The 16,179-nt window shown below is 45.0% G+C and carries 14 protein-coding genes; 2 read left to right on the top strand and 12 right to left on the bottom strand.

What is annotated here, in order from left to right; translation table 11 throughout:
• Window positions 1-8 precede the first annotated feature (8 nt).
• The 12 genes from FXV77_RS01680 to FXV77_RS01625 all read right to left on the bottom strand — a co-directional run bounded on the left by FXV77_RS01680 (window position 9) and on the right by FXV77_RS01625 (window position 13,105).
• A complete protein-coding gene (locus FXV77_RS01680) occupies window positions 9-1,259 on the bottom strand; it encodes a ribulose-bisphosphate carboxylase large subunit family protein (protein ID WP_148917483.1) in 1,251 nt (416 codons plus the stop codon).
• Window positions 1,252-2,589 carry a bile acid:sodium symporter family protein gene (locus FXV77_RS01675; RefSeq protein WP_148917482.1) on the bottom strand — a complete coding sequence of 446 codons (1,338 nt, stop codon included), beginning with the start codon at window positions 2,587-2,589 and terminating at the stop codon, window positions 1,252-1,254. The genes FXV77_RS01680 and FXV77_RS01675 overlap by 8 nt, the downstream gene beginning before the upstream one ends.
• Before the next feature lie 10 nt (window positions 2,590-2,599).
• The gene (locus FXV77_RS01670; protein ID WP_148917481.1) at window positions 2,600-3,271 is read right to left on the bottom strand and encodes an aspartate/glutamate racemase family protein; all 672 of its coding nucleotides are present in this window, start codon (window positions 3,269-3,271) and stop codon (window positions 2,600-2,602) included.
• 161 nt (window positions 3,272-3,432) lie between these two features.
• Window positions 3,433-4,923 (bottom strand): FGGY-family carbohydrate kinase, encoded by a 1,491-nt coding sequence (locus tag FXV77_RS01665; RefSeq protein ID WP_148917480.1) that lies wholly within the window; start codon window positions 4,921-4,923, stop codon window positions 3,433-3,435.
• Window position 4,924: 1 nt separating this feature from the next.
• Complete coding sequence (locus tag FXV77_RS01660) at window positions 4,925-5,908, bottom strand: ABC transporter permease (RefSeq protein ID WP_148917479.1); 984 nt, start codon at window positions 5,906-5,908, stop codon at window positions 4,925-4,927.
• Between the two features lie 8 nt (window positions 5,909-5,916).
• The gene (locus tag FXV77_RS01655) at window positions 5,917-7,419 is read right to left on the bottom strand and encodes a sugar ABC transporter ATP-binding protein (protein ID WP_148917478.1); all 1,503 of its coding nucleotides are present in this window, start codon (window positions 7,417-7,419) and stop codon (window positions 5,917-5,919) included.
• 9 nt (window positions 7,420-7,428) lie between these two features.
• Window positions 7,429-8,088, bottom strand: coding sequence for a DUF2291 family protein (locus FXV77_RS01650; protein WP_148917477.1), 660 nt, complete (start codon window positions 8,086-8,088; stop codon window positions 7,429-7,431).
• Window positions 8,075-9,022 (bottom strand): D-ribose ABC transporter substrate-binding protein, encoded by a 948-nt coding sequence (locus FXV77_RS01645; RefSeq protein WP_148917476.1) that lies wholly within the window; start codon window positions 9,020-9,022, stop codon window positions 8,075-8,077. Before FXV77_RS01645 ends, FXV77_RS01650 begins: the two co-directional genes overlap by 14 nt.
• Window positions 9,023-9,068: 46 nt before the next feature.
• On the bottom strand, window positions 9,069-10,016 hold the full coding sequence (locus tag FXV77_RS01640) for a transketolase family protein (protein ID WP_246162154.1): 948 nt from the start codon (window positions 10,014-10,016) through the stop codon (window positions 9,069-9,071).
• 37 nt (window positions 10,017-10,053) lie between these two features.
• The gene (locus FXV77_RS01635) at window positions 10,054-10,875 is read right to left on the bottom strand and encodes a transketolase (protein WP_246162152.1); all 822 of its coding nucleotides are present in this window, start codon (window positions 10,873-10,875) and stop codon (window positions 10,054-10,056) included.
• Window positions 10,875-12,287, bottom strand: a complete 1,413-nt coding sequence (locus FXV77_RS01630; RefSeq protein WP_148917473.1) for an L-fucose/L-arabinose isomerase family protein — start codon at window positions 12,285-12,287, stop codon at window positions 10,875-10,877. Before FXV77_RS01630 ends, FXV77_RS01635 begins: the two co-directional genes overlap by 1 nt.
• A gap of 50 nt (window positions 12,288-12,337) precedes the next feature.
• Entirely contained in the window at window positions 12,338-13,105 is a 768-nt protein-coding gene (locus tag FXV77_RS01625) for a DeoR/GlpR family DNA-binding transcription regulator (RefSeq protein ID WP_148917472.1), read from the bottom strand.
• A gap of 181 nt (window positions 13,106-13,286) precedes the next feature.
• Here FXV77_RS01625 and FXV77_RS01620 point away from each other — a divergent pair, with 181 nt between their 5' ends.
• Window positions 13,287-14,705, top strand: coding sequence for a glycoside hydrolase family 125 protein (locus FXV77_RS01620; protein WP_148917471.1), 1,419 nt, complete (start codon window positions 13,287-13,289; stop codon window positions 14,703-14,705).
• 36 nt (window positions 14,706-14,741) lie between these two features.
• Window positions 14,742-16,151 (top strand): sugar MFS transporter, encoded by a 1,410-nt coding sequence (locus FXV77_RS01615; protein ID WP_246162151.1) that lies wholly within the window; start codon window positions 14,742-14,744, stop codon window positions 16,149-16,151.
• The last annotated feature ends 28 nt before the right edge of the window (window positions 16,152-16,179 follow it).

Genomic DNA, 16,179 nt, shown 5'->3' with positions numbered 1-16,179 from the left:
CGCTTCTATTATTTGGATTTTCCAAATTTCTCTACTGCCTGTTGTACAGCGGGATATTTTTGTGTTGCTTCGTCCAACGTCAATCCGGCTACCGCAGCTCCCCAAGCTTGCTTAATGGCTGAAACCCCGCCACTGATGCCACCTGGATGTGCCATGATACCACCACCCGCAAGGTATAGGTAATCCGTAGTCTGTGTCAGTTTATAAGTATCTATCGCTTGACCACCCCATTGCCCAGAAGAAAGCACCGGTAATGCCGGTAATACACCTGCCATCGGTGTTAAACATGCTTTTATCGAGCTTACAACCGATTCATCTGATTCCCAGAATTTATTACGAATACCATTTACGTGTAGTTGGTCTACTCCCGCCAGCCGCCACAGCTTCTGATAAGCGGAAAACGACACACCCAGCAGCGGATGCCTATTTAACATTCCCCAACCGTTGCGATGCCCGTGGATAGTGAGATGCCCGATATCTGCGATGCGTTTTACCGCAGTCAGTCCGACGCTATATAAACTTACCATCGCACAGCTTCCACCTGCTTTGACTATCGTGTCATAGTTTCGGAGCATATTGTCCATTTCATCACTGATGTTGAACGCGTACATTACTTTCTTGCCGGTTTTATCTTGGTGTCTGTTCAGTACTTCCATGATAGCTTGCACGCGATCTGCAAACGGAGAGTTGAGAGTAGACCCCATCAATTCGTCATCTTTGATAAAATCAATATCGGCCTCTGTCAGTTTTTTGACCAAATCAGCGGTGTCAGCGATTGTTAAACCGACACTTGGTTTGATAATGGTCCCCACCAAGGGTGTCTTTGCTTCATTTGAAATAAGTTCCGCCGTTCCACGAATACCAAATTTAGGTCCGCGGAAATGTGATGTGTAATTGTCCGGCAATTGAACATCGATCAACTTAATGCCCGTAAACTGGCGCAGCTCATATAAGTTACCCATCAGCGTTGAACATAATACGGGTAGGTTTGTCCCAAAATTAGCCAACGACCAAGAAATCGTAATGGTACCGCGGTAATATTTTTCGAAATGTAGCTGTTCGCCCGATAGCGATGGTTGTGATACCACTTCTAATTCCTCGATCTGCTCGACACGCGCCGCATAGTGCATTTTCAATTCTTCGGTTTCACCCGGTATCGTTACAAACGTACCCGACGACTGTTCCCCTGCCATTACCGCTGCGGCATCTGCCAGCGGGTATGGTGTCTCTACATAATAAGTCGCTTCAATTCTATCCATGCTCTTCGTCTATTTTTTTATCGTTACTTCGGTCTTCCTTTACGAGATTATTCAACCGATCTTCTCTTTCTTGTTTTCTCCTCCAATAATTAGCCAATATAGACCCCGAAATATTCATCCAAGGACTAAATACTGCCGCCGCTAAGCCGACGGTACCCAATTTACCCATACTTCCTGCCAATCCGCTTGCCATACCGCCATTCTGCAGTCCAATCTCTAGTGCCATTGCGCGAGCAGAGTATTCGTTCAGTCCAAACATTTTACTAAACCAATAACCAAAAAAGTACCCCGCTCCATTATGAATAACCGCCGCAAGAAACAATACGGCACCTATTTCCAACAGATATTGTTGACCTGCCGCTGTGGTCACCGCCGTAAAGTATACAATTCCAAACATAGAAAAATAGGGCATACGTTTATCCAACGACGGAAGTTTTTGCGTCAATAGATGATAACCAAAACCTACCGGTATAGCGCCTAACATAAAACAAAACGCCTCCATGATAGCCATTCCCACCGATGTAAATGAGCTGGTGAAAAATGTCCAAAAACCACCGACGAGCACGGCCAGCAGTAATAGAAGAATGGCAGATGCTCGTCCTATAGCTTTATAAACAGAACGCGGAGCCGACTTTAAATAATCGTGCAATAAGCCCGCCCCGATGGGTACGATCATGATTTTTATAATTTCCATGGCCATCTCCATAAAGCCCACCTCTACCATCGTACCCGCGTACACTTTCATCATGAAAGGTGTCATAATAGGGGCTGCTATCGTGGTTAATGCCGTTACCGTTACGGATAGCACCAGATTAGCTTTGGCAATGTATGCCATCACGTTAGATGCTAGTCCGCTGGAACAACAGCCTATTAAAATGACGCCCGCAGCAATCTCCGGCTCAAAATCAAAAACCCTCGTGAGCAGAAAACCGACCAGCGGCATAATGGTAAACTGTGTTACCAAACCAATGGCGACGCCCTTTCCCGACACACCAATCCGCGTAAAATCCTGCACCTTCATCTGTATTCCCATACCAAACATCACTAACTGGATAACTACCAAGATGAGCCACTTATTTCGCATATCGAACTCACCGACATGCAGTATACGGTCGGGAAACGTCATACCTGCAACCACCGCGACAATAATCCACATTGTATATTGATAACCTTTGGTCGCCTGAAAAGCCCCTAGTCCAATAGCTCCAAAAATGCTTGCCGCCAGTAATGCTTGTCGAAAATAAGGAAATCCATCCATCAAAAGCCCTGCACCAGCTAATACAAAACCGATACCGGCCAACCCTAAACTCCATAACCTCAACTTGCTCATATCGCTTCCGTTAACCTATTGAAGATTCGTTGCATAATGTTGCAACATAATCTACCGCTATACCCGGACTGCTAAATACGGGCACTTTCCGCTCACTTTCCGGCATCTGGCTTACCACACGAGCCATCGATGCCTGTGCCAACAAAATCACATCAACTTGTTCTGACAACTCTTGAAGCGCCTGTTTCACCATTTCATCATGCCTTGTTGCGTCGCCACCCATAAGAGCTTCAAAAGCACCTTCGCATAATCGGCTTACTAATTCCACTTCTTTTCCCGCCTTTTTCGCTCTGCGGAGAACAAGATCGCTCGTCGGTTCTAAGGTAGTGGGCAATGTCGCCACCACACCTATCCGCTTGCCTTCCGCAACGGCACGATCAGCCATCGGCTGGTCAACACGAAGAACAGGCACACCCGCCTTTTCCGCCGCCTTTTCCACCGCCCTACCGATCGATGAACATGTGACCACGATTAAATCGGCACCGGCATCTTCTGCTGAAGCGACGTAGTTCATCACACGCTGTGCCGTATTATCTTCCAATCGACCTTTAGCAATTACATCTTTAATTAAACTATCATCGACAATATTAAACACCTCCGCCTGAATCAATTTATCATTAAACAATTGTTGAAACACGGGTACGAGCGTAGCCGACGTATGGATCAGTCCTATTTTCTTCATATCTATTCTATTATTTATGGTGTATATCTCGGACTTTGTGTCAATTACAAGACATAAAAAATAACATAGCTGTATTTTTGTTTACTTCTGATTAACACTCAAATATAGCAAACAAAAATAAAAAGCAAAAGAAAATAAAAAATTACGAAAATAAACACAAATTAAAGATAACGATTTATCGTATTAAGCCAGTGTTTATAGCTTGTTTCTACCACAGCTCGTGAGGAATCCGGGTAATATATCGTCATCCCCACCTGATCTTGCGATAAAATTTCATGTAACGGTTTGTCCCACACACCTATGCCAGCCAGACGTGCACAACCCAATGCTGACGCATCAGCCATTGCACTACAGGATACAGGCTTGTCCAGTGCATTCGCAAGAAGCTGCACCACAAAGGTATTTTCAGACATTCCACCATTGACTACTAATTGAGATAGGAACAGCTGATGCTCACTTTCGATTGCCGTAATAACGTCCTTTATCTGAAAACAGACAGATTCTAAAGCTGCACGTACTAAATGAGATCGATCACTGGCAAAAGTCAAACCGATGACAGCCGCTTTTGCGTCTTTTTTCCAATAAGGTGTTCCCATACCACTAAAGGCCGGTATTACCGTAACGCCATGATTTGCCGGCACTCCCCTGGCTATTCGCTCCAATTCATCCTCATTTCCGAATAACCCTAATTGTTCTTTCATCCAGGTTATTGTAGCACCACAGGAAACAATGATCCCCTCGGCGGCATAAACCACGCCCTGTTCGGTGCTGTAATAGATCGCATCGACTGTGTTTTGTCCCTTATATACCAAGTCTTGTCCAACAGCCATCATAATCGAGCTCCCAGTTCCCAATGTCGCTTTTGCCTCTCCTCTTTGGAAACATCCAGCACCCAATGCAGCGGCCTGGGAATCTCCAATAACAGAACAGATAGACAACGACTCAGGAAACAATCCTTCAAAGTTGGAAGCCGCATATACATAAGCCGAAGGACGTACCTCCGGAAGCTTCAATCCCTGCAAACCTAGTTCTTTCAACAACATCTCATCCCATCCTAGTTCATAAATATTGAATAACATGGTTCTGGATGCATTGGTATGATCTGTCAAGTAGCATTTACCCGCTGTCAGCCGATACAGTATCCAGGTATCTACCGTTCCAAAGAATACATTCCCCCGTTCCAGTTCCGCCGCGACGGCCGGAATATGTTCGACCAACCAAATCAGTTTGGTTGCCGAAAAATAGGGATCTATCGGCAAGCCCGTTTTCTCTTTTACTAGTTCCTCCATGCCTTCTTCTTTTAAGCGATCGCAAATAGCCGAAGAGCGCTTGCATTGCCAAGATATAGCATTATATAACACCTTTCCATCACCATCCCAAAGCACAAATGTCTCTCGTTGATTGGTCAATCCCACCGATACGATCTGGCTGGGAAATATACTTTGTTGTTCCAGCTCGTAGAGAGATGCCGCAACAGATTGCAGTACACTTCGGTATATATCTTCGGGGTTTTGTTCCACAAAATTACCTGTATACTGGATGTCCAGCTTGGCACTTCCTCGAGCTATCACACGACCAGATTCATCAAACGCGAGGGTTTTTGTACTGCTGGTACCCTGGTCTATAGCCAAAATATACTGTTCGTTTCCCATCTTACTTTTTGTCTTTATGCTGTGAACGATCAATAATAACGGCGATTAAAATCACCAGTCCCTTGACCACCTGTTGCCAGAACGGCGAAACACCTAAGAGCACCAAACCGTTATTCAACACACCGATAATAATCGCTCCAAGCACCGTCCCCATAATTAAGCCCCGTCCGCCAGACAACGAAGTGCCTCCAATAACGACCGCGGCAATCGCATCCAGCTCATAACCCATCCCGGCATTGGGTTGTGCCGAATCCAACCGGGAGGTGACCAATATACCACCGACCGCTGCCAACATCCCCGAAAGCATATACACCAATGTCTTTACGCGGTTTACCTTGATACCTGATAAACGTGCGGCACGTTCATTTCCACCAATAGCATAGATATAGCGGCCAAATCTTGTTTTTTTCATCACAAAGACCGCCAACAGGGTAACGATAGCAGCTATCCACACCGGAATCGGAACGCCTAAGAACCATCCCGTACCTAGACTTGCAAATTCCTTTCCTAGTGAGCTGATGGGGTAACCCTGCGTCCACAACATGGTCAATCCCCGTGCGATCGTCAGCATCGCTAATGTGGCTACAAATGGCTGTACCTTGAAATAGGTAATCACCCACCCATTCACCAGTCCCAGCACACCACCCATGGTAATACCGACAAGGATCGCACCCAGCGGCGTAAAACCTATATAGATGCCAAAAAACGGAATCTCGGCACCCATACTCAGGAAAGATGCCGTGACAGCTCCGGCAAATGCCAAAATTGATCCCACAGACAAGTCTATTCCTGCCGAGATGATAACCAAGGTCATTCCCACCGCAATACAGATATTCACCGAAATTTGGCGCATCACATTCCAGAGGTTCGTCACCGTCATAAACCGATCGGAAAAAATGGCGATGATCAAACACAATAAAAACAACGCAATCAAGGGTTGCAATTGTTGCAACCGCTTTTTATATGATGTGATGGTCATATTCATATACAATATTATTTATCCGGCAATGCTGCCTGTAATATAGATTCTTCTGTGGCTTCTTCTGTTTTAAACTGTTTGGTGATCCTACCATCGCACATCACCAGGATACGATCGGCAACCGCGAATAACTCGGGCAATTCAGACGATACCACAATAACCCCCAAGCCCGCTGCCGCTTGCTCCCGTATTAAATCATAGATCTCCCCCTTCGCATACACATCTATCCCCCGGGTCGGTTCATCCAACATCAACACTTTAGGTTGGGTTGCCAAGTATTTGGCGAGTACTACTTTTTGTTGATTACCGCCGCTTAAATGACCTACATATTGTTGGTCAGTAGCGGTTTTGATACGCAATCTTTCCACATATTGCCTACACAGCTCTTTCTCCTGCACATCTGCCAGTACACCCAGCTTTTCCAAGCTTGACAATACAGAAAGTGTTAGATTGGAACGTACGTCCATGCCCAATACCAAACCATCCGACTTTCGATCTTCCGGCACCAATGCCAACCCCCAACGGAGAGCCTCATTTGGGGAACTGAAGAAAGATACTTCCTCCTCATCGAAAGAAAAGCTTCCGGTTGCTGGTTTACCCCGCAAACCAAACAGGGTTTCCAATAATTCCGTCCTTCCGGCGCCCATCAATCCAAAAATACCCAATATCTCACCTTTACAAAGCTCAAACGAGAGGTCTTCCAGCAACATATCCTCCTTCAGAGGATGCAGTAAAGACAAATGATTGACCCGTAGCACCGCTTTATCTGTCACACGTTCCCCGCATTCGACGCGTTCCGCCAATGTCCTACCCACCATCATGTTCACAAGCTGTTGCTCGTTTACCTCTGCCATGAGCCCCTGTTGAACCACCTGCCCATCCCGTAATACGACATACTCATCCGCAAGCGTGAAAAGCTCCTTCATCTTGTGGGAGATGTACACCACAGTCTTTCCCGATGCTTTTAAATCACGAATGATATCGTATAGGGCATACACTTCCGATTCACTGATTGCAGAGGTCGGTTCATCCATAATCACCACTTCACTTTCCACCAATAATGCTTTCGCTATTTCGATCAGCTGGCATTCGCCCACTTTAAGTTGTGATACCGGTGTATCCAAATCCAGTTCCAGTTTTAAACGGGAGAGCAACTGCTTCGCTACAGTCTTCATCTTCGGCGTATCCAAAGCACCCCAGGGCGTAATCAGTTCCCGACCTAAAAAAATATTCTCGACGACACTTAAATAGGGGATCAGATTAAGCTCCTGGTGTATAATCGTAATACCGTAATCTTGAGCATCACGCGGACCTTGAAACCGCACGACATCATTCTGATAAACCAATTCTCCTTCATAATCAGCATACACACCACTCAATATATTCATCAAGGTCGATTTGCCTGCGCCGTTCTCCCCAACCAATGCGATCACTTTGGCCGCAGGAAATTCAATACTGACATCACGAAGCGCATAAACACCGTTAAACTGTTTTGTTATATTCCTCAAGGAGACCATATTGCTTTTTTAATCTATGATTTGCAATTGTATCGGCATAACTTCCAAATCATCCGTCACACCTATGCGCCGATTTAGTGCAAATGCACCGTCAACCTGTACTTTCATACCTACTTGGGCCTGTTTCAAAAAATCTGGCACAATTTCATCCCGCACTTTTTTGTTAATCGATTCAGAAATAGCATTGAATTTCGACAATTCACCAACATCTTGCAATAACAGTTTGCCGGATGCATCCCTAATCTCGTTTCCGAAAATGTAGACCGTGGAAATGCGCAACAAACAGGCTTCTTCTGTCTTTCCAAAGGCCACACTTATAAAATCTTTTTCGATCTCCTCAATCACCCCTTCTCCCCGAACGAGGAAATAATATCGGTTACCGATATTGGTTTGTTTGCCGTAAGCTGCCCAATCATTGTCTTCCGGCCTCGATAATGTACTTAGCAATGTGCAGGGAGCAGGTGCATTTTCTAACGTCTCGGGCAACGTCTGTGAAAAATATGACGCTGCCAACTGGGTCATGTCCTCATCAGCTGTATCACGCGCACGCGAGTCCAGCGATACCACATAGAAAAAATGGTACATTAAAAAAATACCGATCAGTCCAACAATCCCATACTTTAGGGCTTTTCGTTTTCGGGGCTGCATACCTTTATCACTCTTTGCCATAGCTTGAATATATACTTACATTTGCGGGTGTCACCATTTCCACGTCGACCAAGGTTTTCGGGGAAAATTCGGTGTTTCCCTCAAAATATTCACCTGCGAACACCACGGCCGTTTCTGCTATCTTTTGGGGAAACTGCATCACCGTCGCGGAAAGACCGCCGGATTGGATAGATCGCACCGCATCCTCTGACCCATCAAACCCGAAAACCTGGATATCCTTCGCCTTCCCCGCTGCCACCAATGCTTGATAAGCACCCATTGCCATCGCATCATTCCCACAAAACACAGCATCCACATCGGGATGTGCCTGCAAGATGGACTCCAGTACTTCCATCGCCTTATTTCGATCGAAATCCGCACTTTGCTGTGCCACCATCTGGATTTCCGGAAAGTGATCTACCACCGCATGGAATCCTTTGGACCGATTCCAAGTATTGTTATCACCAACCAACCCAAGCAACTCTACATATTTGCCTTTTTGTCCCAACGACCGAACAAACAAACCACCCAATTCCACACAGCCCGAATAACTATCGGACACAATCTGCGAGGTAGCAGCATCAGGATTGTTTAGCTCCCTGTCCATACAAAAAACAGGAATACCCGCTTCCATTGCTTTCCGGGCGTTCGCTATAGAACCATCGGAATCAGTGGCATTGAGCAGGATCGCGTCATAACCTAACGCAACGGCATTCTCGAAATGGTCCGATTCTAACGACGTATTGTTCTGCGAATCAAAAATACGTGCCACATAACCTCGGTTTTGTGCCTCTTCCTTAGCCGTTTCTGCCAGGAACACAAACCAGGGATTGTTCAACGTGGAGACGATGATGGCAAGCTGTTTAGGCTTGTCCTCGTTCGATTTTTCGCCACCGCATGCAATCCATAGCGATAACAGCACTCCTACCCATAAACACCTGTATATGATGTGCATAATAAAATCGGTTTATCTGTTTATAATTGGGCGCAGGCAAACACCCTTATCTATTCTCTTGGTAAATGCCCAATAATTGTTGGGCAATTTCCATTATTCCCTGTCCATGGAGACCATAATGGTCAAATATCTCTTGTTGTGAACCCGTTACGGTATATTCGTCCGGTATCCCTATGATGCGAAAGCGATTGTGGAACCCTTGCTGCAATAAAAACGAGCCGCATGCCTCTCCCATTCCCCCATTCACATGATGCTCTTCCACGGTTAATATGGGCACACCTGTAGCAGCTACTTTTGCTAATAACTCGGTATCTAACGGCTTCACCGTATGCATACTGATAACCATAACATCCACACCTAGTGATTCGTGCATCAACGTCGCTGCCTCCAATGCAGGGTGCAACGTTTCGCCTGTTGCTAAAATGGCGATGTCCTTACCTTCCCGTAATACGCGAGCTTTCCCGAATGCAAACGGCACATCTTCCCGGAGCAATGGCGTCGGACGCTTCCCAAAACGCAAATATACAGGATGATCCGTTGCCGCCGCCAATCGAACAGCTTCCCGTGTCTCAAAGTTATCTGCCGGTGCACATATAATAATATTATGGATAGCACGTAGCGCAGCATAGTCATGTAAGCTATGATGTGTAGAACCTAAGGCACCGTAGCTCACACCAGCACTAATACCCACCAATGTCACTGGATTATTCGAGTAAGCAACATCATTTTTTATTTGCTCAAGCGACCTCGCTGTCAGAAAGCAAGCTGGTGACACCGCAAACACCTGCTTTCCGGTGGATGCCAAACCTGCTGATATGCCAACCAAATTCTGTTCGGCAATCCCAACCTCAACAAGCTGATTCGGAAAACGCTGTGCAAAAGGCACCAATTTACCAGACCCCCTGGAATCACTGGTAACAACTAACAAATTACGATTCGTCTCCGCAATTTCCTGTAAGGTTTCTGAAAAGACCTCTAAATTTGCGTTCCCCATGTTCATATCTTTATCCATATCCAACCCCTATGCTAAATTAAATCATCAAAAGAGCTTCATCCAGTTCCTTTTGCGCTTGCGCATATTGTTCTTCGCTAGGAACACCGTGATGCCACTTTAGTACATTTTCCATATAACTGATACCTTTCCCCTTGACCGTATGAGCGACAACCAGACTAGGTTTACCCGCTGCCAGCGGGAGCGAGCGAAATGTTTCTTCCAAAACATCAACATCATGTCCATCCACCTCAATCACCTCCCAGCCAAAACTCTTAAATTTATCCGCTATTGGATCTGTATTACATACATCCCGCGTCGGGGCAGAAATCTGCAATTTATTATAATCTATAATAGCACATAAGTTATCCAGTTTATAGTGCGACGCCGTCAGCGCTGCTTCCCAATTGGATCCTTCGGCCAATTCACCATCGCCCATTAACGTAAAAACCTTATAATCTTTATTGTCTAGTTTTGCAGCGATAGCCATCCCTACACTGAGCGAAAGACCGTGTCCCAGTGCGCCTGTATTTTGCTCTACTCCCCTAACCTTTCGCGTAGGATGCCCTATAAAGTGAGAGTCGTATTGGCAAAGTGTTTCCAATTCGGATTCAGGGAAGAATCCCTGATCCGCCAATACAACAAACAACGCTTCTACACAATGTCCTTTACTTTGAACATAACGATCCCTATCGGGGCTATCAAAGTTTGTCGGACCTACATTCATAATCCTATTGTACAGCACATTCAATACATCCACACACGATAAACTTCCTCCCGTATGCCCTGCTTTCGCCTTATAGATATATTTTAAAATACTTTTGCGGTATGCAATAGATTTTTTTACTAAAGATTCTTCCATCACTCTTTATCATGATTATACACTTCCCAAGAGAAGTAGTTCCCTAATGCCTCTTCCAATATCTTACTGGTCTTGGAAGCATTCATAACGACATGATGCTCAAAGCCATTCCGACATATATACTTCATAAGTCCTTGCAAATTCGGTATCTGAGCGACAGCACGATTACCAAATGTATGTAGCTCGTCGTCTGTAAGCTCTCCCTCTCCTAAATACACTTTTACCTTGCCTTGCACATCGTCTGTGCTAATTCTACCGTAAGTCAATGGTGATGCCGGTGTTCGTCCGTCTAAAGCTCCCCAAGTATTTTCCACGCCCAGCGATGACCCCAGAATAGGCGCATTGCTAATCTCTATATCGGGTAAGAAAGCTTTTGCCCAATTCCCACAATGAAACAACACCGTTTTATTCGGATCTTCGGCGTAGTTATTATTCCAATCCACCAATGCACTTGGCGATCCTGATGCCAGTTGCATAGCGTACATGGTCAAAGTGCCCGTAACATCCACTTCGCATGCACTAGGGAGCATATTTTCGCTCATTATGCTCATGGAGGTACAGACGTTACATCCGTAGTTTTCTTGCAAAGACGTCCAACATTGTAATGCCGTAGCATCCAGCGCATGTTCTTCCACAAATTCCTGCAACACCAAATCCAATTTCGCCATCTGAATCAATGCATCATCCGGGGTTAATCCACGTTTGGCATAGTTCAACATGTTTTCAATACGTTCTTTTACGATAGTATCATCGTTCTTGATACGGTTTGCACGCCCTAAAATCTCGGAAAGGTCTGCGGTCACAACCGTAATACCCTGTCGCTGCAAGATCTTTTCACTGTATCGTACGGTGTTAAAACCGCCCGGACGGGCACCAATAGCGCCTATCCGCATACCTTTAAGTCCACGAACAACACGACACACCGCTGCAAAGTCCTTCACTTCCTGCACAAAACCATCATTATCCGGTCGGATAACGTGTTGCTCAGTAAGACTGTATTTGATACCATATTGGTATAAATTATTGCAGACAGATATCTTGCCACACCAAGCGTCACGCCGGCGGGCAACGTCCAGTTTATCTAGGTCGTCGGGGTAAGCCTGTACGAGAACCGGCAAGTCCAGTCCCGATAATCGAATCGTTTCTGCTATACCTCTTTCATCTCCGAAATTCGGCAACACGACCAATATGCCCATCATCTCTTCTCGGTGCGCCTTGAAAAGGTTGGCACATTTTTGGGCATCTGCAAAAGTCTCCACACCACCCAATTTGGTATCAGACTCCTCCAGCATGCGATACCCCAGGCCCAACTTGTCTAACGCACGCATCACTTCTTTTCGTGCAGTTCCCACCAAATGGTCAGGAAAAAAATCCCTGTTCCCAAAAATTACACCTAGCACTCCTGTATTCATTGTTTTCTCTCTCTATGTAGTTTTATAATCTGCCTATACTACAGCGTTCCTCAACCCGCTATAATAATCTCAATTTCATGATCCCGAAATACATTTTTGTGCACTTCCTCAATTTCAGCATCCGTCACCAGAACATCAATAAGTGACATCGCCCCTAAGCTGGCAAAGGATGTCTTTCCTATCTTCGTGGAGTCTGCTACTAGGCATGTGATCTCCGCTGCGTCAACCATCGCTTTCTTGACCACAATATCACTGATACTCGGGTAGGTAAGTCCGGCCTTCAACGACACGCCAGCGGTTGCCAGAAAAAGCTTTTGGACATTGATACCCTTGAAAAAATCTGCTGCTTTCTGTCCCGTGAGTGACAATGTTGGCGGCTTAAATTCGCCACCCGTCATAATTACCTCTATACCCGGTTCGGCACCGAGCATAAGTGCTATGTTCAGGGCATTCGTTATAACAGTCAAATTCTTGATTCCCTTTATTTTGCGAGCAATCTCTGTGGTGGTAGAACCCGAATCCAGGATGATGGTATCCCCATCTTCGATAAGCTCCGCACATTTTAACGCGATTTGTTCTTTTTTACCCACATTTTCGTGTTGATGCGCTAATGAAAAATTACGAACTTGATCTTCTATATTGCGCAAATAGGCTCCCCCATGATCTCGCGAGATGAGCCCTTCTTTTTCCAGTTTCTCCAAATCCTGGCGGATAGTCGCTTCTGTTACCTTAAAAAGACTCGCTAAGTCTATGACTTTCGCCGCTCCGTCTTCTTTCAGTAAGCCTAATATTTTTTCCCTTCGTTGTATTGGCAGCATAATTATTTAGCAATCTGATATTCTTATCAGTGTTAAATATCGAAAATAAAACGAAACAAACAAAGAAAAAAGAAAAAATATGAAAAAATATTATGAGAACGGGAGGTACCAGGGAAACCCTATTAATTTTTATATCAAATAATTATCATTATACAACTATTTTACCTAAAATTACGAAATTATGCAGCGAAGAACATTTATTAAAAATATGGGGCTGGTCAGTGGGGCGCTATATGTGGGTGATATCTTAGCCTATACTCCGGGACCGACTTTTAAAGACGTAAGGACTCCACTTGCTGAACGTCATTTTACCAGTCCGGCAATCGAACAGGCTATCTTAGAATTTAGTAAAAAGGTAAAAAACAAGGAACTTGCTTGGTTATTCGGCAACTGCCTTCCGAATACCTTGGATACCACTGTAAATTTCACTTTAAAAAATGGAAAGGAAGATACGTATGTTATCACGGGTGACATCGATGCCATGTGGTTGCGAGACAGTACAGCCCAAGTCTGGCCCTATCTTCCTTTTATGAAAAAGGACAGCAAGCTCCGCCAGCTCATCGCTGGCGTTATCAACAGGCAAACCGCTTATATCCTCCAAGACCCTTACGCTAATGCCTTTTATAATGATCCCAATAAATTAGGAAAATGGAAAGACGACATTACCGATATGCAACCCGGTATACATGAAAGAAAATGGGAAATCGACTCTTTATGCTATCCTATCCGCTTGGCATATCACTATTGGAAAGAGACGGGCGATACCCGTTGTTTCGACCAGGATTGGGTGGGATCGATTAAGGCTATCTTAAAAACATTCAGAGAGCAACAACGTAAAGAAAACCTAGGTCCCTATCGTTTTCAACGGAATACGTTCTGGGCAACAGACGGTATTCCTTTGGAAGGATATGGCTACCCAGTCAAACCGGTAGGTCTAATCTGTTCCATGTTTAGACCCAGCGATGATGCTACTATTTTTCCTTTTTTAATTCCGTCAAACTTCTTCGCCGTCGTCAGCCTAAAGCAAGCTTCAGAAATGATCAAATCGATCAATAAAGACCACACAACAGCGGACGAACTCATGGCTTTGGCATTAGAAGTAGAGCAAGCGTTACAAAAACATGCGGTAGTCCACCATGCAGCGTTTGGCGATATTTATGCATATGAAGTAAACGGATTTGGGAGCTATAATCTAATGGACGATGCAAATGTCCCTAGTCTGCTGGCTCTACCCTATCTGGACGCTGTTCGAGTGGATGACCCTATTTATCAAAATACCCGCAGATTTGTACTATCGGAGTCCAATCCGTTTTATTTTGATGGTTCTGCCGGTAAAGGAATCGGAAGTCCACATACGGGTTTCGACAGAATTTGGCCTATTGCGCTGGTAGCGCAAGGACTGACGAGCCAAGATGACGATGAAATACGATTCTGTATAAAAACATTGCAAAATACACATGCAGGAACCGGTTTCATGCACGAATCTTTTCATAAAGACGATCCGTCAGAATTCACAAGGTCATGGTTTGCTTGGGCAAATACCATCTTCGCGGAGCTCCTGTGGAAAGTCTATCAGAACAACCCTAAACTCCTTTCGTGACATTATTAAATATTTCAAATTAATTATCAATATCATATGAATGCGAATCAAAGTCAGAAAAACAATACCATTCCTTTGGTGACATTAACATCGCTATTCTTTATGTGGGGATTTATCACTTGTATGAATGATATACTCATCCCACATCTCAAAGAAATGTTTAGCCTAAATTACCTGCAGGCAATGTTGGTACAGTTTTGTTTTTTCGGGGCTTATTTTATCGGCTCGTTGGTGTACTTCCTGATTTCCTACTTCTATTCCGATCCGATCAACCGATTGGGGTATAAAAATGGTATCCTAATGGGGTTACTGGTTTCCGCTTTAGGTTGTTTTCTGTTTTATCCGGCAGCGGAATCCGCACAATATGGTTTGTTTCTATCAGCCTTTTTTATTCTAGGTTTAGGCTTCACCCTGCTGCAAATCACAGCCAACCCTTTCGTGGCGTTGCTTGGTAGCGACAATACCGCATCGGCTCGTTTAAACATGGTGCAAGGTTTTAATTCGCTCGGAACGACCTTGGCACCGGTGGTAGGCGGCTACCTGATATTTGATCTCTTTGCACATGGACATGAAATATCGGGTGAGGAAACGAAAATCCCTTACCTGGTCTTCGGCATTATCTTCCTATTGCTGTTTGTGATCGTCAGACTCGTCAAGTTGCCGATATTTAAAAATGATGAAGATCACCGTGGTGGTTTAGGTGCACTGCAATTCCCGCAGCTCAAGTTAGGTGCACTAGGCATCTTTTGCTACGTAGGCGCGGAAGTCGCCATTGGTAGTTTTCTGATTAATTTCATGATGCTTCCCGAAACCATGGGTATCTCCGAAAATTTGGCAAAGAATTACCTTTCGCTCTACTGGGGCGGTTCCATGATTGGGCGGTTTTTAGGTGCAATCTCCGCCAGCAGCCAATTGGGGGCATTCAAAAAATCCAGCTACATGTTGCTCGTAGCGGCAGCCATCTACCTACTCATCTTTGGCGTAGTTGATCTTTCCTTCTCCCAGATGTGGATATTTGCCTTGCTCGTCCTCGGTAATGTAATCGCATTCCATATCGGCAAATCCATTGCCTCACAAAAACTCTTGCTCTTTGCGATGATCAATATTCTGTTGGTCTTAGTCGCTGTATTCAGTTCCGGCACCATCGCGATATGGTCGCTACTGGCTATCGGATTATTTAATTCCGTGATGTGGTCTAATATTTTCACGCTAGCCATATCAGGACTGAAAGAATATACCAGCCAAGGATCATCCCTACTGGTGATGGCGATTCTCGGAGGAGCAGTCATCCCCTTGTTGCAAGGTGCCCTTGCTGATCAAATCGGATTACAGGAGTCTTTCTTACTTCCGGTACTTTGTTACCTGTATATTGCCTTTTTCGGCTACTACTGTCTGAAAAGAAATCTCGGAGGGGATAATACGGGGCCAATTTCCTCGGGACATTAAACATATGGACGTAGTGACCGGCTGGAAA

The organism is Sphingobacterium phlebotomi, from assembly GCF_008180195.1.
Taxonomy (GTDB): domain Bacteria; phylum Bacteroidota; class Bacteroidia; order Sphingobacteriales; family Sphingobacteriaceae; genus Sphingobacterium; species Sphingobacterium phlebotomi.
The sequence above is the reverse complement of the archived record's forward strand: the minus strand, read 5'-3'. Positions and strand labels throughout refer to the sequence as shown.